Source organism: Corynebacterium lowii (assembly GCF_001412085.1).
Taxonomy (GTDB): domain Bacteria; phylum Actinomycetota; class Actinomycetes; order Mycobacteriales; family Mycobacteriaceae; genus Corynebacterium; species Corynebacterium lowii.
This window is the reverse complement of record NZ_LKEV01000006.1, coordinates 48142-67918: the sequence shown is the minus strand read 5'-3', so window position 1 is coordinate 67918 and position 19777 is coordinate 48142. Positions and strand designations below refer to the sequence as shown.

Sequence of the window (19777 nt, the reverse complement as noted above, 5' to 3'; positions counted from 1 at the left end):
CGATGGCACCATGTCCATCGTTGAGCACATTCAGGAATTGCGGCGGCGCATCATCATCTCGCTGCTGGCCCTGTGCGTGGGCACCATCGTGGGCTTCATCTGGTATCAGCACTCCGCCTTCGGTATTCCCACGCTGGCGGAGATTTTGCGCGGCCCCTACTGCGCCCTTGACCCCGATAAGCGGGTGGACTTAAGCGGAGATGGGGAGTGCCGCCTGCTGGCCACCAGCCCTTTCGAGATGTTCATGCTGCGCCTCAAAGTCGGCGCCTTGGTGGGTGCCGTTTTTGCCTCCCCGGTGTGGCTGGCTCAAATCTGGGGCTTTATCACCCCCGGTCTGCTCAAAAACGAGCGGCGCTGGACGGCCACCGTGGTGTCCATCGCGGTGTTTCTCTTCGTCACCGGGGCCACCCTGGCGTACTTCGTGCTGGTCTATGGCCTGGAGTTCTTGCTCACTATCGGTGACCAAGCCCAGGAGGTTGCGCTGACCGGGCAGCAGTACTTTAGCTTCATGTTTAACCTGCTGCTCATCTTCGGGGTGAGCTTTGAGGTGCCGCTGCTTATCGCGGCGCTCAATACCGCGGGAATTATCTCCTACGATCAGGTGAAGGATAAGCGCCGCTATATCATCGTGATCCTGGCTATCTTTGCCGCGCTGATGACCCCCGGCGGCGATCCCTTCACCATGCTGGTGCTCACCTGCTCCCTGGTGGCTCTGGTGGAACTCTCCTTGCAGTTCTGCCGCTGGCAGGATAAGCGCCGGGCCAAGGAGCGCCCCGATTGGCTGGATACCGAGGATGAAGAGGCCACGGCCATCGCCACCCCGGCCCCCGTACCACAAGCAGCCCCTGGGAACGCAGCTTTCACGAACTACGACGATATTCTCTAAATGACCCACCTCCACCAATTCACCGCCGCCCTTGATTTTCCCCTTGATGAGTTCCAGGCCCGGGCCTGCACGGCGGTGGAGGCCGGTCATGGCGTGCTCGTCTGCGCCCCCACCGGGGCGGGCAAGACCATCGTGGGGGAGTTCGCCGTCTCCCTGGCCCTCGCCCAGGGCACCAAGTGCTTTTACACCACCCCCATCAAGGCGCTGAGCAATCAGAAGTATCACGACCTCGTGGCCCGCTACGGGGAGAACCAGGTGGGCCTGCTCACCGGCGATCAAAGCATCAACGGCTCCGCGCCCATCGTGGTGATGACCACCGAGGTGCTGCGCAACATGATGTACGCGGATTCCGCTGCCCTCGACCTGCTCAGCCACGTGGTGATGGATGAGATTCACTTCCTGGCCGATGCCTCCCGGGGCGCGGTATGGGAGGAGGTGATTCTGGGGCTTGACGAGCAGGTGAAGATCGTCGGCCTTTCGGCCACCGTCTCTAACTCGGAGGAGTTTGGCCGCTGGCTTTCCACGGTGCGCGGGGATACCAAGGTCATCGTCTCCGAGGATCGCCCCGTGCCGTTGCACCAGTGGTTGATGGTGGGCACCACCCCGTACCCGCTTTTCGACGCCGCCGACCCCACCCAGGTATCCGGCAGCCTCCTGCATCGCCTAGAGCGCAAAACCGAGGAGCGCTACCGCCCCCCGGCGCGCCCGGAGATCATTAAGGCCCTTCAGCGCCGCGATATGCTGCCCGCCATCACCTTCGTGTTTTCGCGCGCGGGCTGCGATTCCGCCCTGTTCCAATGCCTACGCTCCCACCTGCACCTGACCACCCCGGAGGAGGCCCAGCGCATCGGTGAGATCATCGACGCGGCAGTCAAGGATATTCCCGCCGAGGATCTAGAGGTGCTGCGCTTCCGCCAGTGGCGCAGCGCGCTCATGCGGGGCTTTGCCGCCCACCACGCCGGCATGTTGCCGGCCTTTAGGCACATCGTGGAGGATCTTTTCTCCCGGGGCCTGGTGCGCGCGGTCTTTGCCACGGAGACCCTGGCGCTGGGGATCAATATGCCCGCGCGCACGGTGGTCTTGGAGCGCCTGGTGAAGTTCAACGGTGAGGCCCACGTGGATCTCACCCCCGGCCAGTACACCCAGCTCACCGGGCGGGCGGGGCGTCGCGGTATCGACTCCGTGGGTCACGCCGTGGTCCAGTGGGTGCCCTCCATAGACCCCCGCGCGGTGGTGGGGCTAGCCTCCACGCGCACCTATCCGCTGGTATCCACCTTCCAGCCGGGCTATAACATGTCCGTTAATCTCTTGGGCCTCCACGGCTATGAGCGCGCCGTGGAATTGCTAGAGATGTCCTTTGCCCAGTTCCAGGCCGATGCCTCCGTGGTGGATGAGGCCCGCACCCTCGATCGCACCCGCACCCTGCTGCGTTCCGAGGAGGCTGCCTTTGCCCAGGCTTTCGAGGCGCTGCGTCCTCCCGGTACCCACGACGATCTCTTTGAGTACATTGCCCTGCGCCAGCGCCTTTCCGCCGAGGAAAAGGAGCATCGCCACCGGGCCAGGGAGCAGCGGGATAAGGAGATCATTCGCCTGCTCGCCTCGGCGGAGAGGGGGGAGGTGCTGGCACTTCCGGGTAAGAAGCGCCCCCTCATTGCCGTGGTGGTCGAACCCGCGCGCAGTTCCACGGATCCGCGCCCCCTGATGGTCTCCCAAAACGGCTGGACCGGCCGTATCGAGGCCCGCACCCTGGGCAACGCCCCGGTGCGCCTGGGCCACATGCGGGTGCCGGGAAACTACCGCAGAAATACCAAGGCCCTGGTGCGTGGGCTGCACCGCTTCACCGGCCCGGCCAAGCTCAAAACCAAGGCCCGTATTCGCCCCTCCAAGGAGGTCGCCCGGCTGCGCGAGGAGATACGCCGCCACCCGGTGCACCACTGGCCGCCGAGCGATAGGGAACACTTGGCGCGCTTTGCTGAGAAGATCGCCCGTTACCGCGCCCAGGAACAGCGCCAAGAGGCCGCGGCCCGCAGCAGCGATACCCTGGCCCATACCTTCCGCCGCATCCTCGATCTGCTCACGCAGATGTGCTACGTGGAGCCCGGCTATACGCTCACCGAGGAGGGCGAACGCCTGGCGCGTATCCATTCCGCTGCCGATCTCTTGGTGGCCCAATGCCTGCGGCGCGGTATCTGGGATGGCCTCGACCCCGCCGAACTCGCCGCCGTGGCCTCCCTGTGCGTCTTTGAAAACCGCAAGAGCACCCAGGGGGAGGCCGCCGCGGCCACCGAGCCGATGGCCGCCGCCATGAACGCCACCGAGCACGTCTGGGCCGAGCTCGCCCACGATGAGCAGCGCCACCGCCTCCCACCCTCCTCGCCTCCGGAGGCGGCCTTTGCCCTGGCCATGCACCAGTGGACCGCCGGTGCCCCCCTGGGTTATTGCCTGGCGGCGGCCGCCCAGTGCGGGGCGGAACTCACCGCCGGTGACTTTGTGCGCTGGTGCCGTCAGGTGATGGACCTGCTGGCCCAGGTGGCGGCCACCGCCTATAGCGAGGAGACCAGGGCGCAGGCGCGCCGGGCCACCGAGGCTATCCGCCGTGGGGTGGTGGCCGTGGGTCTCTAGGGCGCTACGATGGCTGCCATGAGTGAACGCTTTGATTCCACCGTGTATGCCGAGCGGCTTTCCCGGGCCGCCGCGCTGTGCCGCGAACAGGGCTTAAGCGGCCTGGTCATCGGCACGGGGGCGGAGATGGCCTATCTCATCGGCGCGGGTCCCAGCACCCACGAGCGCTTTAGTGCCCTGGTTGTTCCGGCCTCCGGCACCCCGCATGTGATTGCGCCCAAGTCCGATGTGGCGGATTTTCAGCCCGCGCTGTTAGCGGAACTGAGGGTCACAGTTTTGCCCTGGTCCGATGGCACCGATGCCCACGGACTCGTCGAGCTGCCGAGCCCAGGTGCCATCGGCCTGGGGGACTCTCTCACCAGCGCGCATATCCTGGCCCTGCAAGAGCGCTTTGATAATCCGATGGTGCTGGCGGCCACGGCGCTCAAGGAACTCTTCATGCGCAAGGACCCCGCCGAGATCACCCAATTGCGCGCCGCCGCTCAGGCTATCGACGCCGTGCATGCTCGCGTGCCCGCTCTGCTCGCCCCCGGCCGCACCGAGGCCGAGGTGGCCGAGGATTTGCGCGCGCTGATCCTCGCTGAGCACGAGGCGGTGGACTTCATCATCGTGGGGTCCGGCCCGCACGGGGCCAACCCCCATCATTCTTATTCTCCGCGCGTCCTGGAACGAGGGGAGATGGTGGTGGTAGACATCGGCGGTACCTATGGGGTGGGCTACCACTCGGATTGCACCCGCACCTATATCGTGGGCGGGCCCACCGAGGAGCCCGCCATGTACGAGGTGCTGCGGCGTGCCCAGGAAGCCGCCTGCGCCGCCGTGCGCCCAGGTGTTACCGCCGAGCAGATCGACGCCACCGCCCGCGCCATCATCGAGGAGGCCGGCTACGGGGAGGCCTTCTTCCACCGCACCGGGCACGGCATTGGTCTTTCCACCCACGAGGAGCCCTTCATCATGGCGGGCAATGACCTGGTGTTAGAGGAGGGCATGGCCTTTTCCGTGGAGCCGGGCATTTACTTAGACGGCCAGTGCGGTGCCCGCATCGAGGACATCGTGGTGGTCACCGCTACCGGGTGCGAGCGGCTGAATAACCAGCCGAGGACCTTGCAGTGAGCGGCACGCTGCTGGTGCTGGGAGCCACCAGCGAGATCGGCGGGGAGTTGGCCCTGCGCCTGTGCGCGGGCCGCCCCGTGGTCTTGGCCGCTCGCCGCACCGAGGGCTTGGAAGAACTCGCAGACCAACTACGCGCCGCCGGTGCCCGCAGCGTCGAGGTGGTGCCCTTCGAGGCCACGGACTTGCGCGCCCACCGGGGCGTCGTCAAGCAGGCGAATCCCGAGATAGCCCTGGTGTGCTTCGGCATCTTGGGCGAGCAGGCGCGCGCGGAGGCCTCCGAGGAGCACGCCGCCGAGATCGCCACGGTGGATTACACCGCGCAGGTCGTGGCGCTTACGGTGCTGGCCGAGGTGATGGAGCGCGGGGTGATCGTGGCCTTTTCCTCCATCGCGGGCTGGCGGGCCCGGCGCGCCAACTACGTGTATGGCTCCACCAAGGCCGGGCTGGATGCCTTTTGCCAGGGCCTTGCCGATCGCCTCCACGGCGGGCCGCTGCGCCTTATCACCGCGCGCCCCGGCTTTGTGATCGGAAGGATGACTCGGGGCATGAAGCCCGCGCCGCTTTCGGTGTATCCCGCCGATGTGGCCGAGGCCGTGGCCCACGAGGTGCAGCACGGCAAGAACAGCCGCACCCTGTGGATTCCCGGGCGCCTGCGCCTGTTGGCCTATGTCATGCGTGCGGTGCCGCGCCCCCTGTGGCGTAGAATGCCCCGATGAAAAGGAGGTTTATTCCAATGCGCATGCGTGTTTTGGTGATCGTGGGGGAGGCGGGTTTTCCCGGCATTTCTCATTCCCTCACGCTGGCTGGGTGGGAGGTCACCACAGCCCTGCCCGCCAGCCCCGCCGAGCTGGCCGCCCTGGTGGTGCGCGAGCGTATCGACGCCCTCGTGGACGCCACCCATCCCTTCGACCCCGCGCACGCCGATATTGCCGAGGCCGCGCACGCCACCGGGGCGGCCCTGGTGGCCTATTCGCCGCGCCGCTGGGATATTGCCCCGCAGATAGAAACCTCCGATCTGGCCGAGGCCGCCCGCTGGGCGCGGCTCCACTGGCATCACATCTTGGTGGATGCGGAGGGCACCGGCGCAGAACTCGTGGCGGAATTGGCCGCGGATTCCGATAACCTCTATGTTCTGCGCCAATCCCAGCGGCCTCGGCGCGCCGAGGCCCCGGCGCGCCACCGCGTGATTTCCCCACAGCCCGGCGACGTGGCGGGGGAGAAGAAGCTCATGCGCGATCACCAGATTGACGGCATTATTCTCAGCGATACCGGCCGCCTGGATCTTGCCCCCACGGTGGAAGCGGCGGCCGCCCTGAATATCCCGGTGGCCCTCATTGCCCGCCCCGCGCTACCCGGCGCCATCATCGCCGATACGCCGCAGAGCGTGGTGAACGCAATATAGGTAAATTGGTGGAGTGCCACTTTTTCTTGCTTTACCCTATATCCTCCTTGAAACCCTGACCTTCTGGGCCGTCGCTCACTGGATCGGCGTCGGCTGGGCGCTCCTCGCCCTGATTCTGGTGTTCTTCGGCGGCCTCTTCCTAGCCACCTATGAGATGCGTTCCATTGCCGTCTCCGCCTCCACGGGCCGTATTCGCCCGGGCGAAGCGATGGGCAATTATGGCCTCATCGCCATCGGTGCGGTGCTGGTGGCCCTGCCCGGTTTTGCCACCGCCGCTGCGGGCCTGCTGCTTATCATCCCGCCCACCCGTTCCCTCATTCGCCGCAGCCTGGCTAAGAAGTTGCGCGCCCGCCTGGAAGAGGCTGGCATGCGCAGCTTCGAGCGAGTTAATTCCTACCGCCAGCGCACCAGTTATGGTTCCTTTGCCGGTGGCGAGGTGATTAACGAGGAAGAGGTGCAGCGCTGGAGCCGCGATATTAAGCCGGAGGATTTCCGCTAAATGCTGCTGCGTTTGCTCGCAGCAGCGGCCTCGGGGCTTCTCGTCTTTGCCTCCTATGAGCCGCTGGGGTGGTGGCCCGCGGGCATCGTCGGCCTGGGGCTTTTATACTTCGCCCTGCAACGCGCAAAAACCCTGCGCGAGGGCGCGCTACTGGGCTTTGTACAGGCCTTGAGTCTCTTTGCCCTCATGCTGCCCTGGGTGGGGGAGTTCGTGGGCGCCCTGCCCTATATCGCGCTGAGCGTTTTCCTGGCGCTCTACGGGATTCTCACCGGCATCGGCGGGGTGGCCCTGCGCCGGGGCAGCATCATCCTTTTTCCCGCCTGGTGGTGCGCGGTGGAATACCTGCGTTCCTCCTGGCCCTTTGGGGGTTTCGCCTGGGTGCGCCTGGCCTGGGGGCAAATCGACGGCCCCCTGGCCGATCTCGCCCGCCTCGGCGGCCCGGCGCTGGTCAGCTTCGCCACCGCCCTGGTGGGCTGCGCCCTGTTCCGCCTGCGTCCCCAGCCCCGCCTGGCCACCCTCTGCGCGCTCGTTCCCCTGGCCCTCGCGCTGGTCCCCATGCCCAGCCCCGAGCCCATCGGGGAGACCCGCGTGGCCGCCATTCAGGGCAACGTGCCGCGCATGGGCCTGGACTTCAACGCCCAACGCCGCGCCGTGCTGGCCAATCACGTGCGCGAGACGGAAAAGCTCAGCGAGCCGGTGGACCTCGTGATCTGGCCGGAGAACGCCGCCGACGTCAACCCGCTTGCCGACGCCCCGGCCCGCGCGCTCGTCGATCGCGCCCTGGCTACTGCCCAGGCCCCGATCCTCGTGGGCACGCTGACCTCCGATGAGCAGGGACCGCACAATACGATGATGGTCTTTGAACCCGAGCAGGGCCCAGGGGAGTACCACCACAAGAAGTACCTCCAACCCTTCGGGGAGACCATGCCGCTGCGTTCCCTGCTGCGCCGCTTTTCCCCCTACGTGGACCAGGCCGGGGATTTCCAGCCCGGCCAGGGCACCGGGCTCGTCCACGCGGGCCCCATCCCCCTGGGCGTAGCCACCTGCTACGAGGTGATCTTTGACGATGCCTACCGCTCCGCCGTGCGCGCCGGGGCTCAGTTGCTCACCACGCCCACCAATAACGCCACCTTTGGCTTTACCGATATGACCTACCAGCAATTAGCCATGAGCCGCATGCGCGCCATCGAGACCGACCGCGCCGTGGTGGTGGCCGCTACCTCCGGGGTCTCCGCGATGGTGGCCCCGGATGGCACCGTGCTCGCAGAGACCGGCATCTTTGAGCCCGCCACGCTGATTGATACCCTGCCGCTGCGTGATTCGATCACTCCCGCCGTGCGATTCGGTTTCTGGGTCCAAGCGAGCATCGCTATCATTGGAGCATTAGGTACACTCGTGGCCTTGTGGCGCCGGCGCTCATCCGCACCCCGTAAGGAGTAAGTCAGTGGCTCGTCCCAGCGATGCAACACTCGTTATCATCCCCACCTATAACGAACTAGAAAACCTCCCCCTCATCGTGGGCCGCGTGCGCACCGCCGCTCCCGAGGTGGACGTGCTCATCGTGGACGATAACAGCCCGGATGGCACCGGGGAGAAGGCCGACGCCCTCGCCGCCGAGGACTCCCAGGTCCACGTGCTGCACCGCGCCGGGAAGGGCGGGCTGTGTGGGGCCTACGTGGCGGGCTTTCAGTGGGGCTTAGAGCGCGGCTACACCGTCCTGTGCGAGATGGATGCCGATGGCTCCCATGCCCCCGAGCAGCTGCGCCTGCTGCTCCAAGAAGTCGATGCCGGGGCCGATCTGGTGATTGGCTCGCGCTATATCACCGGCGGGCGCGTGGTGAACTGGCCGATGAAGCGCTGGGTGCTCTCTAAGGCCGGAAACGTCTACATCTCCCTGGCCCTGGGGGCCGGGCTCTCCGATATGACGGCGGGCTACCGGGCCTATCGCCGCGAAGTGCTCGAAGCCCTGGACCTCGATGAGCTGGCCCAAGCTGGTTATATCTTCCAGGTGGATCTGGCCTGGCGTGCCGTGGAGGCGGGGCACGACGTGCGCGAGGTTCCCATCACCTTCACCGAGCGCGAGATCGGGGAGTCCAAGCTAGACGGCAGCTTTGTCAAGGACAGCCTGGTGCAGGTGACCAAGTGGGGCCTGCGCCACCGCGGCGAGCAGATCAGCAATATCTACGCGGAGACGAGCAAGCTCATCGGCCACGAGGTAGAGCGCTTCCGCCGCAAGCACCGGATTTAATTTATAGGTTCTCAAGCCCAAAACCACCAAGGGCACAGCCTTCACAAACTATTATCAGGGTCACTCAGCAAGTGTTGAGTGACCCTGTTTTAGATGAGTGGAGGGCGCATGCTTAAATATCTCCTCAGAAAATCGGTCAGTTGGCTGATCGTGATTTTCCTCGCCACCAATCTGGCGTACTTTCTCTCCTCGCTGTTCCTAGACCCCCGTTCCAACTATGTTGGCCGACGCCCCCCCCTGTCGGAGGAGCAGATCGCGGACATTCTCACCCCCTTGAATCTCAACCCGGACACCCCGCTCCTTGAGCGCTGATGGACGTGGATTCAGGGGGTCCTTCTACATTGGGATTGGGGTACCTCTCCCATCGGTGATCCCGTCAATGAACAAATCGTGCACCGCATGTTGGTCTCGGCGCAGTTGCTGCTGCTGGCCACCTTGCTCTCCGTGGTCATCGGAGTAGCGGTGGGCGTGTACACAGCCTCGCGCCAGTATCAGCGCGGTGATCGGGCCTGGCAGGCCATCTCCATCATTTTGATGAATACTCACGTGGTGGTGGCCTCCCTGGTGGTCGTGGGCGCGGGCCTGTGGATCAATAAGATCACCGGCGCCCGCATCTTCTACGTCACCGGGGCCACCTCTCCGGATATTGAGGGCTTCATTCCCCAAACCCTCAACCTGGCCCAGCACCTCATTTTGCCCACCATCGCGCTCACGGCCATTTCCTATGCGGGCTATCACATGATGCAGCGCAGCCTCCTGCTGGATAATATCTCCGCGGATTATGTGCGCACGGCTCGCGCCAAGGGCCTCACCCGCAATCAGGCGGTGCGCAAGCACGCGCTGCGCACCTCGATCATTCCGGTGGCTACCTCCGTGGCCTTCTCCGTGCCGGGTATTTTCACCGGCGCGGTGATGACGGAGCAGATCTTTGCCTGGAACGGCATGGGCCAGTACTTCATTCAAACGATCACCCGCAATGACGTGCACGGGGCCACCGCCGTGGCGGCCTTTAGCGCCCTCATGGTGGCGATCTCGGCCATCTTGGCCGATTTCCTCGTGGTGATCCTCGATCCTCGGGTTCGGGTGAGTTAAATGAATAAGCTCCGTTTATACACTCGCCGTTACTTCCGCAATCGCATGGCGGTCATCGGCCTCATCATCTTCGCAGCCCTGATTCTCCTGGCGGTATTCGGCCGGTTCGCCGCCCAGTGGGCCTATGATGATCCGGACTTCTACAACCTTTCCTCCCCGCCGAGCGGGCTGCACTGGTTTGGCACGGACGACGCCGGTAACGATCTCTTCGCCCAAACGGTGCACGGTCTGGGCCGCTCTCTTATCATCGCGGTCTCTGTTTCCACGGCCACCTCCGTGCTCTCGGCCATCATCGGTGCAGGTGCCGCCCTCTACGGCGGCATGGCCGAGCGCATCGTGCTCATCGCCATTCACTTCCTGCTGGCTATTCCCACCTTCTTGCTCATCGCCCTGCTGGTCTCCGATTCCGGCGGGGATTGGAAAATGCTCATCGTGGTGCTCATCGCCTTCGGCTGGATGTATCCGGCGCGCGTGATCTGGTCGCTGGCGCTGAGCGTGAAGGAAAACGATTATGTGCGCGCCGCCAAGTACATGGGTGTTTCACGCCCGCGCACCGTGGTGCGCCACGTGATTCCCAATATCGGTTCCCTCATCATCATTCAGTTCACCCTGGGAATCGTGGCCGCCGTGAGTTCTGAAACCGCCCTTTCCTTCCTGGGCCTGGGCGTGCAACCCCCAGACGTTTCCCTGGGAACGCTGCTTTCCGTGGGAGCGGGAACCATCGAGTCCGCCCCCTGGCAGTTCTACGTTCCCGCCCTCACGCTGACCCTGCTCACCGTGTCGATGGCCTTCATCGCCGATGGGCTGCGCGATGCTCTCGATCCGCACTCACAATCTGGAGGCCGAGCATGAATCAGCCCGTTCTATCCGTCAAGGATCTCCGCGTTACCTTCCCCTCCGAGGCCGGTTTGGTCCACGCCGTGCGCGGCGTCTCCTTTGATCTCCACCCCGGCACCACTCTGGCCATCGTGGGGGAGTCGGGCTCCGGCAAGTCCGTCACCTCCATGTCCATCATGGGCCTGGTTCCCGATTACGCCAAGGTGGAGGGCTCCGTGCGCTTCCAGGGCGAGGAACTCATCGGCAAAACCGACGCCCAGATGTCCCAGGTGCGCGGCAACGGCATCGGCATGGTGTTCCAGGACCCGCTCTCCGCGCTCACCCCGGTATTCGATATTGGCTCCCAGCTCACCGAGGCCATCCGTATTCACCAGGACGTCACCAAGGCTCAGGCCCGCACCCAGGCCATCGAATTGCTTGACCTGGTGGGGATTCCCGAGCCGCAGAAGCGCTTTAAGGCCTTCCCGCACCAGTTCTCCGGCGGTATGCGTCAGCGCGTGGTGATCGCTATGGCCATCGCCAATAATCCCAGGGTGCTCATCGCCGATGAGCCCACCACGGCCCTCGACGTCACGATCCAGGCGCAGATCCTCGACGTCCTGAAGGTGGCCCAGCGCGAGACCGGGGCGGCCACCATCATGATTACGCACGATATGGGCGTGGTGGCCCGCACCGCCGATGATGTGCTGGTGATGTACGCGGGCGCGCCCGTCGAATATGGCCCGGTGGATTCCATCTTCCACAATCCCCGCATGCCCTATACCGTGGGGCTTCTTGGCTCCACCCCGCGCGTGGACGTCGCCGCGCACGAGCCGCTTATTCCCATTCAGGGTTCTCCGCCCACCCTCATTGATTTGCAGCCGCGCTGCCAGTTTGCCGAGCGGTGCCCGGTGGCCTTGCCCGCCTGCCAGGAATCGGAGCCCGCGCTGGTGACCGTGGGGGAGAAGCACTCTTCGGCCTGCCTGCGCGCCCCGGAGATCAGCGGCGGCACCCTCGGCGGGGAGCGCATGTACCCGCTGCCCGAGGTAGAGGAGGACGTTCTGGGAGACGTTCCGCGCGCAGAGCGCCCCACCGTCTTGGAGGTGCGCGACCTCACCAAGAGTTTCCCCATCATCAAGGGCGCAGTGCTCAAGAGGCACGTGGGCACCACCCAAGCCGTCAAGGGCGTGAGCTTTCAGGTGCGCCAGGGCGAGTGCTTTGCCATCGTGGGGGAGTCGGGCTCCGGCAAGAGCACCACGCTACTAGAGGTGATGGACCTCAAACCCAGCGATGGCACGAGCATCGTGCTCAAGGGCAAGGACGTTGCCGCCTTCGGTTCTCAGGAGCGCAAGGCCGCCCGGCGCGATATTCAGATCGTTTTCCAGGACCCGCTGAGCTCGCTCAACCCCCGCATGACGGTAGAGGAAATCCTGGCCGAGCCCCTGCATGCCCTGGGCTACGAGGGCAATATCTCCGAGCGCGTCACCGAGCTCATGGAGTTGGTGCAGTTGGGCGCTCACCAGCGCGATCGCTTCCCCAGCCACTTCTCCGGCGGGCAGCGCCAACGCATCGGCCTGGCTAGGGCGCTGGCCACCAATCCCTCCCTCATCGTGCTCGATGAGCCGGTTTCGGCTCTCGACGTCTCGGTGCAGGCCGGGGTGATTAACCTCCTGGATAACCTCAAGCGCAAGTTGGGTATCTCCTACGTATTCGTCTCCCACGATCTTTCCGTGGTGCGCCACCTCTCCGACCAGGTGGCCGTGATGTACAAGGGAGAGTTCGTGGAGGTGGCCGATACCGATAGCCTCTTCGAGAATCCCCAGCACCCCTATACCCGCTCTCTTCTTTCCGCTATCCCCATTCCCGATCCCCAGGCGGAACGCGCTCGAAAGGAAAAGCCATGAGAAAGATTCCGCTCATCGCCACACTGCTGGCCGCCTGCCTGGCCCTGGCCTCCTGCGGCGTGCCGCAGGATATTGAGCTTGTGGTATCCCCGGAGGGGGCCTACAATCCGCAGGACCCGGAGGACCTGCGCCAGGGTGGCACGCTCACCCTGCCCATCTCGGAGATTCCCGAGCAGCAGAACGCCTCCCACGCCAATACCACGGTCCCCACCTCTACGCTGTGGAGCTGGTACATGCCGCAACCCGCACTGAGCGATAGTGAGGGCACCTATGCCCCCAACCCCAATTACCTCACGGACGTCACCAGTGAAGTGATTGACGGCAAGACGGTGGTCACCTACACCATCAATCCCGAGGCCACCTATAACGACGGCACGCCGATGGACTGGCGCACCTACGAGAACACCTGGCGGATCAATAACGGCAAGGACGAGGCCTACCAAATCGCGGCCTCAGATGGTTATAACCAAATTGAATCCGTCACCGCCGGGGAAAACGATAAGCAGGCCGTGGTCACCTATTCCCACATTTATCCCTGGTGGAACGGACTCTTTGGCATCCTCCTTCATCCCAACATTGTCACCCCGGAGGACTTTAACGAGGGCTTCCTTAAGAAAATGCGCCCCGAATGGGGAGCGGGCCCCTATACGGTAGGCGAAATAGACTATCAGGGCGGCACCGTCAGCTTTGTGCCCAATGATAAGTGGTGGGGGAGCAAGCCCAGGTTAGATAAGGTGCTCTACCGCCAGATGGAATCGCAGGCCGCCATCAATGCCTTCCGCGCCGGGGAGATTGATTCCGTGAGTGTGTCTAACAAAAACAATCTCGCTACCGTGCTGGGCATGGGGGACAACGCGGAATTGCGCACGGCGATGGATACCACGGTTTCCCTCCTCACGCTCAATTCCGAAGCGCCCCTGCTGAGTGACATCAAGGTGCGCGAGGCCATTTTCACCGGGATCGACCGCTCCTTGCTTGCCACCATCTTTTTCAATGGTCTCGGCTATAGCGAGGACCTACCCGGCTCACTCACTTTCTTTCAGAACCAGCCGGACTATGCCGATGCGATGGGGGAGCTCATCGCCTTTGACCCGGACCGTTCCCGCGCGCTGCTTGACGAGGCCGGTTGGGCGGAAGGCTCCGATGGTATTCGGATAAAAGACGGAGAGCGTTTTACCCTGCACTTCCCTAATTTTGGCGATAGCCCCACTTCTAAAGCCACCGCCATAGCCTTGCAGAAAATGCTCAGGGACATTGGCATAGAGCTGAAAATCCAATCACGCCCCGCCTCCGACTTTGCCAAGGTGGTTGCCGATAAGGATTTTGACCTCTTTAACTCCCTCATCAGGAGTAATGATCCCAACGGCACCACTTACTTCGGCCAGCAGTATTACTCCGATTCCACCCTCAATCTCTCCGGTACCGGAACCCCCGAGATTGATGAAAAGATCAAGGTGCTAGAGCAACTTCCCACCGCCGAGGAGCAAAACGCAATGGCCCGGGACATCGAGAAGGAGGCCCTAGCTCGCTTCGGAGTCATGCCTTACGTTAATGGCCCCGCCACTGTAGCCGTCAAGCCGGGACTAGCCAATATGGGCGCGGCTATTTTTGCCACGATCCCCAAGGAAAATATCGGCTGGGAGAAGTAATTACTTCTCCGCCGCCTTAGCTGCTTCTTCTTCCTTTTGTTGCTTGAGCAGCTTGGCGGCGTTGCGGCGGCGCTTGCGCAGAGCCTCAATGCGTTCTTCGAGGAGTTCATCGAGCTCTTCGATGCTGCGCCGCTCGCACAACATATCCCAGTGGGTACGCGGGGGCTTCACCGGCTTGGCGTCAACACCCTCGCCCTCGATGAGGATTCCCAGCTGGCCGTTCTTGCACATCCACTCGCCGGGAATCTCGGCGTCGTCCGCAAAGGGCACCTCAAAGATTTCCCCGGATTCCGTGCGGTATTTCACCATCTGACGCGGTGCCAGGTCATGATCCCGGTCCGTCTCATAGCTCACCGCACCCATGCGGCTGCCTCGAAGCACCCGATCTGCCATTGCAGCATCATCCTTTACATCCGGCGATTAATAGCAACTACGCGATTATAACGAATCCTCTGGCTAGTTTGTTCCCATCCCGCCGCGATGGTCTAGTATGAGTCACGTGACGCATAAGAAGCAACAGCGATGTGCCTGGTGCGGCAAGGAAATGGAGCCTTCCACGCGGGGAAGGCCCAAGAAGTACTGCACGCCCTCCTGTAAGCAACGCGCTTATGAGCAGCGCCATAACATCACCGGAACCCAGATTCCCCAGGATGCCGTCATCATGACGCCGCAGCGCGCGGAACGCCTCCAAGATTCCCTCTTTGAACTGCGCTGTTCCGCCGAGGATATTTCCACCGCCGCCAGCGAGGGAGTATCCGCGGAGGAACTGCGCGAACTATGCTCAGAACTCGTGGAATTGGCCCGGTCCATAGAGAAATTGAGGTAGCCATGCTGCGCAACCGTAAACTCATCATCACGGTATTTATCATTGCCATTGCGCTTATCGCGGTTCTTTCCATTTTGCCCACGGTGCTCAATGCTCTCAACGGACCTGGGGTTAAAACGGAAGAGCTCAATACCCAAGGCGCCACGGCGGCGTCGACAAGCGTGAATGGGCACTGGGAGGTCACCGATCGCGCGGGGGAAAATATCACCTCTGCCGGTTATACTTTCCACGAGATTCTGCCGGGGGATAAGCGCATCACCTCGGGATCTACCACTCACGTCGAGGGTTCCCTGAGCGTGGATAACGATACCCTCGTGCAGGGGCTTATTACCGTGGATATGTCTGAGGTGGCCTCGGATAATGAGCGGCGAGACATCAATGTGCGCACCAAAATCTTAGAAACAGATACTTACCCCACGGCGGATTTTGAGGTCACGGAACCAGTCGATCTCTCCACCATCCCCGATGATGGCACGGTGGGGGAGGTCGCCGTACCCGGAAAACTCACCCTGCACGGGCATACCGAGGACGTCACTGCCACGTTGAAAGTGCTGCGCAGCGGCGATTCCGTGGTGGTATCTGGCGATATTCCCATCTCGCGCGCGGATTACGCGGTAGAAACCCCCGATTTCGTCGCAGCCTCCATTGATGAGGAGGGAGAAATCAATATCCTTCTAGCGTTAGAGAAGAAATGAACCCCGCTCGTATGATTCCGGCGCTGTGGTTGCGCCTCATCGTGATTATTGCCTTTGGCCTGTGGGTATTCACCCAGCACATGTGGCTCATCGGAGCCGTATCCATTGTGCTGGGTGGGCTCACCATCTGGCAATTAGTGGCAGCCTACCGCCACCGAGATTAGTTATTAGCCTGCTCGTCCAGCTTGTCGGAGAGGTCATTGGCGGCATCGGAGAGGTCGTTAGCAGCGTCATCCTTCATGTCGGAAAGCTGATCTGCGGCCTCGTCCTTCTTCTCGGAGAGGTCGTCGCCCACCTCATCCTTCTTCTCGTTGAGGTCATTCAGCGCGTTCTCGGCGCTCTCGGAGGCTTCCTGAGAAGCGTCGGATACCTCGGAAGAGAGGGATTCCTTCGGCGCGGAGGAGGTGGTAGCCGGTGCGGTGGTGGCTACGGTCTCGCTCGTGGTGGCCTCGCTGCTGTCACCATCATCGGAAGAGCAGGCAGCCAGAGCCAGGGGAGCCACAGCCAAGAGGGGGAGAATACGGAGCGTCTTGTTCTTCATAATTCTTCGGTCCTTTCCATTCGTGAAAACCTGACCCTCCCCACCGTACATGATCTTCGCTATCAATTATTTTCTTGTGCAGACCATATCCGCACTATCGGCTATCAGGGCACGTATTTCTTCTCCCGGCACCACGTCTCCCAACAGAATGGAAAACCAGTGCTCCTTATTCATGTGATACGCAGGTACATAGCCCTCTTTGCACAAAAGCAGAGCCACCACATCGGGGTCATTTTTTAGCACCAGAATATCGGTGCGCTCGGCCCCGCTCACCCCACCCAGACCAATCTTTCCTCCCGGAATATCCATGAGCATGCCAAACCACTTGCCATTGCTGGGGCAACGAAACACCGCGTAGCCCGGGTGCTTTTTCGGCCAGAGATATTCGGGCTCAACCCCATATTTTTGCGCTATATGCTGAATAATATCCGCTCGCTGCACCCCGCCTATGCTAGCGGATAAGGGAATTGAGATATTCGGCCATATAGGGAAGGCTGAACTGCACCTTTCCGTGTGAGTGCGGCACTATCAGTTCCCGATAAATCAGTTCGTGCCGCAGCCGCGATACACCCGTGGTGGCGGTGCCCAGGGCACCGGCTATCTCGCTGATCTCCACCCCCTCGCCCTCATCTAGGCGGGCCATAGCGTGAAGGAAGTCGAGTTGGCGGGTGGGCACGCTGCGCAGCGAGGGCGCGTGCACCTGGGTTCCTATGCGTTTGACCACATCGGTAAAGGAATCCGCTACGTGCTGGGCAGATACCTCTGAGGCACCGTTGAGTCGGGCCTTCGCCCAAGAAATAGAGCCCACCACCTGCACCAAGTAGGGGTAGCCGTGGCTGATTCTCACGGCGACGTCGATAGCCTCCGGCATCATGGGGCGCCCGCCGAGGTGGGAGGTATCGCGCAGCAGCGTGCGGGTGGTGGCCTCATCAAGGCGTTCGAGTTGAATACGCTCCGCGCGGCGCAGAAACGTCGTGCCCTCTAGTTGAAGTAGATCTTCCACGCCACTAGGCAGCCCCGCCGCCAGGAAGGCAATATCCATCTCGTCGCGGTTGAGGTCTTGAATAGCCACGGCGAGTTCGTGAAGGTGCTCCGGGGCCGCGCTTTGAATCTCGTCCACGGTGAGCAGGATTCCGGTGCCGCGTGGCATGGTGAGGGCCGCCAAATCCTGCAATTGACTGAGCACATTGCGCCCCGGTTCCGGGCGCGTGCGCTGCACCTCCGTCTTGATGCCGCCGACGCCCCCGAGGGTGATACCCGTGAGGTTTCTGCGTTGAGCAGGGCCTGCGGTGTCCAAGGCTTCATAGGTGCGGGGGATAGTGACCTCGGTGAGGTCACTCAGCATATTTTCTCCCACATGCGCGCGTAACACCACCCACCCCTGAGCCTTGGCCGCCTCCTCTAGCTCATTGAGCAGCACGGTTTTCCCAATGCCACGGTTGCCGGAGATAAGCGCGGTGCGCCACGGGTTACCCGGCCCTTCGGCCAGGGCCAATTCAAATTGCGCTACTTCTTCCTCGCGCCCCGCCACGATGGCAGGGGAGCGGCCAAAGGTGGGGTGGAAGGGGTTGCGCGATGATTCCATAGCAGCCAGCATAGTTCACATAAACCTACTAGCCACACATAAAAGACATAAATAGGAATCTCACGCATAAACCTAGGAGCGCTGCTGTAACCAGGAGCCGTAGCGGCGTCGATAAGCAACCTCTCGCACCTGATCTACCGCAAGGGCCAGCAGGGCATTGGACTGCGGCTTAGGAGAGCGCCCACGGCCCAGGCGGCGCAACTGCGCGCGCACGTGAGCCATGCTCGCGGCCGAGGCCACGGCCTTATTCTTTGTGCGCGGCCGCGGCACCTCCACTGCGGCATGGTCACCGGCACGCCACAGGCGCGGAAGGTCCGGCTTCATGGCCAGCGCCGTGCCGATCCCCACTACGGCCACGCCGCTTTCCATTACTTCCTGGGCCACGGGCAGGCGCTTGATCCCGCCGGTGACCATGAGCGGCAGGGGAGCGTCCGCCACGAGTTCGCGGGCCAGGTCCAGAAAATACGCCTCACGCGCGGCCGTGCGACTATCCCCGCTGGCGTTGCCGCTCATCGCCGGGCTCTCGTAACTGCCACCCGATAGTTCCACGAGGTCTACCCCCAGCGGAGCCAACCAGGAGATCACCTGGCGAGCATCGCCCTCATCGAAACCGCCGCGCTGAAAATCCGCGGAGTTGAGTTTCACGGCCACGGCAAAGTCGGGCCGCACCGCCGTGCGCACGCGGCGAACCACCTCTAGTAACAACCGGGCGCGATTTTCCAAGCTGCCGCCCCATTCATCGGTACGCTCGTTGACCAGCGGGGAAAGGAATTGAGAAAGCAGATAGCCGTGCGCCGCGTGAATCTCCACGCCATCAAAACCCGCCTCCTGCGCAAGGATAGCGGTATCCACAAAGCGCTGGATCGTCTGCTCAATCTGCTGCGTGCTCATCGCTTCCGCCTGGGCAAACATGCCGCTATTCCGGCCAATATTCACGCGGTTAGCAGAAGGCCCCCACGCCACTCCCGGCATATTCGCCTGCACCTGGCGCCCTGGGTGATTAATCTGCATCCACACGCGGCTGCCGCCACTATGCGCGGCCTCGGCCCACTCCCGGAAGGGCTCAAGCGGGCTCTTCTTATCGAGCACCACGCCAGCCGGGCCGGTCATCGCGGCATCGTGCACCATCACGTTGCCGGTAATCAGCAATCCGGCGCCGCCGAGCGACCACTGGCGGTATAAACCGCGCAAGCGCTCCCCAGGCAATTGCCCCGGCGCCGCCATATTTTCCTCCATCGCGGCCTTGGCAATCCGGTTGGGGAGTACCTGACCTGCGGGGAGGGTGAGGGGTTCAAAAAGATTCATCGTTTCTCTCTCCATATGTGTACGGTGTTTACATAGGAGACTAAACCGAGGGAGTTAACATTGTCAACATTGAACTACCACCACGGCAACCTGCGCCAAGCGCTTATCGACGCCGCCATAGAGATGATCGAGGAAGGGGAGACGTTCTCCCTGCGCGGCGTCGCAAGGCGAGCCGGAGTCTCCCAGACCGCGCCGTACCGGCACTTTAGCGACCGTGACCAGCTCGAATCCGCCGTGGCGGCACAGGGGTTCCGCACCCTCGATGTCCTTCTCTTTCCGCCCGATCAACCCACCGATCCGGTGGAGTTTGCCGTTACTTATGTCAACTTTGCCCTCGACCGCCCGCAGATGTTCCGCCTCATGTTCGGCACCGAGTGCGATAACAGCAGCGACGAACGCGTACAGGCAGCCACCCAGCTGCGCACCAATCTCGCGGCAAAGCTCCCACCCGCGGAAGGTCTTGCCCTAGCATTGTGGAGCACCGCCCACGGCCTGGCCTTCCTACACCTCGACGGAAAATTATCGCCCCAGCCCCGTAAGGCAGTAGAGGAGCGCGTTCGCCTCGCGCTCGGAGCCCTCACCAAGAAAGGTTAA

20 protein-coding genes and 1 pseudogene are annotated in these 19777 nt (G+C 62.8%); 16 read left to right on the top strand and 5 right to left on the bottom strand.

The window, feature by feature from the left end; all coding sequences use genetic code 11:
- The first annotated feature begins 10 nt into the window (after positions 1-10).
- From tatC to Clow_RS08980, 12 genes and pseudogenes are all read left to right on the top strand, one after another.
- The gene (gene tatC, locus Clow_RS11980; protein WP_055178462.1) at positions 11-886 is read left to right on the top strand and encodes a twin-arginine translocase subunit TatC; all 876 of its coding nucleotides are present in this window, start codon (positions 11-13) and stop codon (positions 884-886) included.
- Entirely contained in the window at positions 887-3508 is a 2622-nt protein-coding gene (locus tag Clow_RS09030; protein ID WP_055178461.1) for a DEAD/DEAH box helicase, read from the top strand.
- Positions 3509-3526: 18 nt separating this feature from the next.
- A complete protein-coding gene (locus Clow_RS09025) occupies positions 3527-4621 on the top strand; it encodes a M24 family metallopeptidase (protein WP_055178657.1) in 1095 nt (364 codons plus the stop codon).
- Positions 4618-5337: an SDR family oxidoreductase gene (locus tag Clow_RS09020; protein ID WP_055178460.1), complete on the top strand. Its 720-nt coding sequence runs from the start codon at positions 4618-4620 to the stop codon at positions 5335-5337. Before Clow_RS09025 ends, Clow_RS09020 begins: the two co-directional genes overlap by 4 nt.
- Positions 5338-5354: 17 nt before the next feature.
- The gene (locus tag Clow_RS09015) at positions 5355-6023 is read left to right on the top strand and encodes a precorrin-6A/cobalt-precorrin-6A reductase (RefSeq protein WP_055178459.1); all 669 of its coding nucleotides are present in this window, start codon (positions 5355-5357) and stop codon (positions 6021-6023) included.
- Positions 6024-6036: 13 nt separating this feature from the next.
- Complete coding sequence (locus Clow_RS09010) at positions 6037-6522, top strand: FxsA family protein (RefSeq protein ID WP_055178458.1); 486 nt, start codon at positions 6037-6039, stop codon at positions 6520-6522.
- A complete protein-coding gene (gene lnt, locus Clow_RS09005; protein ID WP_055178457.1) occupies positions 6523-7962 on the top strand; it encodes an apolipoprotein N-acyltransferase in 1440 nt (479 codons plus the stop codon).
- Positions 7963-7966: 4 nt separating this feature from the next.
- Positions 7967-8770 (top strand): polyprenol monophosphomannose synthase, encoded by an 804-nt coding sequence (locus Clow_RS09000; RefSeq protein WP_055178456.1) that lies wholly within the window; start codon positions 7967-7969, stop codon positions 8768-8770.
- Between the two features lie 108 nt (positions 8771-8878).
- Positions 8879-9862 (top strand): annotated as a pseudogene (locus Clow_RS08995) (ABC transporter permease).
- Complete coding sequence (locus Clow_RS08990; RefSeq protein WP_082418627.1) at positions 9863-10714, top strand: ABC transporter permease; 852 nt, start codon at positions 9863-9865, stop codon at positions 10712-10714.
- Positions 10711-12582 (top strand): ABC transporter ATP-binding protein, encoded by a 1872-nt coding sequence (locus Clow_RS08985; RefSeq protein WP_055178455.1) that lies wholly within the window; start codon positions 10711-10713, stop codon positions 12580-12582. The genes Clow_RS08990 and Clow_RS08985 overlap by 4 nt, the downstream gene beginning before the upstream one ends.
- The gene (locus tag Clow_RS08980; RefSeq protein ID WP_055178454.1) at positions 12579-14231 is read left to right on the top strand and encodes an ABC transporter family substrate-binding protein; all 1653 of its coding nucleotides are present in this window, start codon (positions 12579-12581) and stop codon (positions 14229-14231) included. Before Clow_RS08985 ends, Clow_RS08980 begins: the two co-directional genes overlap by 4 nt.
- Here the strand turns inward: Clow_RS08980 and Clow_RS08975 are convergent, their stop codons facing one another.
- On the bottom strand, positions 14232-14624 hold the full coding sequence (locus Clow_RS08975; RefSeq protein WP_055178453.1) for an RNA polymerase-binding protein RbpA: 393 nt from the start codon (positions 14622-14624) through the stop codon (positions 14232-14234).
- 97 nt (positions 14625-14721) lie between these two features.
- Between Clow_RS08975 and Clow_RS08970 the strand changes: the two genes are divergently transcribed.
- Genes Clow_RS08970 through Clow_RS11910 form a run of 3 tightly spaced genes read left to right on the top strand, consistent with a single transcriptional unit; the run spans position 14722 to position 15916 of the window.
- Positions 14722-15057: a hypothetical protein gene (locus tag Clow_RS08970; protein WP_055178452.1), complete on the top strand. Its 336-nt coding sequence runs from the start codon at positions 14722-14724 to the stop codon at positions 15055-15057.
- A 2-nt stretch (positions 15058-15059) separates the two neighbouring features.
- On the top strand, positions 15060-15752 hold the full coding sequence (locus tag Clow_RS08965; protein ID WP_055178451.1) for a YceI family protein: 693 nt from the start codon (positions 15060-15062) through the stop codon (positions 15750-15752).
- Complete coding sequence (locus Clow_RS11910) at positions 15749-15916, top strand: hypothetical protein (protein WP_169786580.1); 168 nt, start codon at positions 15749-15751, stop codon at positions 15914-15916. Before Clow_RS08965 ends, Clow_RS11910 begins: the two co-directional genes overlap by 4 nt.
- On the opposite strand, the gene Clow_RS08960 is transcribed toward Clow_RS11910, so the two are convergent.
- From Clow_RS08960 to Clow_RS08945, 4 genes are all read right to left on the bottom strand, one after another.
- Entirely contained in the window at positions 15913-16293 is a 381-nt protein-coding gene (locus Clow_RS08960) for a hypothetical protein (RefSeq protein WP_055178450.1), read from the bottom strand. The two genes, Clow_RS11910 and Clow_RS08960, sit on opposite strands and share 4 nt — an antisense overlap.
- A gap of 66 nt (positions 16294-16359) precedes the next feature.
- Positions 16360-16734: an MmcQ/YjbR family DNA-binding protein gene (locus Clow_RS08955; RefSeq protein ID WP_055178449.1), complete on the bottom strand. Its 375-nt coding sequence runs from the start codon at positions 16732-16734 to the stop codon at positions 16360-16362.
- A 10-nt stretch (positions 16735-16744) separates the two neighbouring features.
- Positions 16745-17878, bottom strand: coding sequence for an ATP-binding protein (locus Clow_RS08950; RefSeq protein ID WP_055178655.1), 1134 nt, complete (start codon positions 17876-17878; stop codon positions 16745-16747).
- A gap of 72 nt (positions 17879-17950) precedes the next feature.
- On the bottom strand, positions 17951-19183 hold the full coding sequence (locus Clow_RS08945) for an NADH:flavin oxidoreductase/NADH oxidase family protein (protein ID WP_055178448.1): 1233 nt from the start codon (positions 19181-19183) through the stop codon (positions 17951-17953).
- 60 nt (positions 19184-19243) lie between these two features.
- Between Clow_RS08945 and Clow_RS08940 the strand changes: the two genes are divergently transcribed.
- A complete protein-coding gene (locus Clow_RS08940) occupies positions 19244-19777 on the top strand; it encodes a TetR/AcrR family transcriptional regulator (RefSeq protein ID WP_055178447.1) in 534 nt (177 codons plus the stop codon).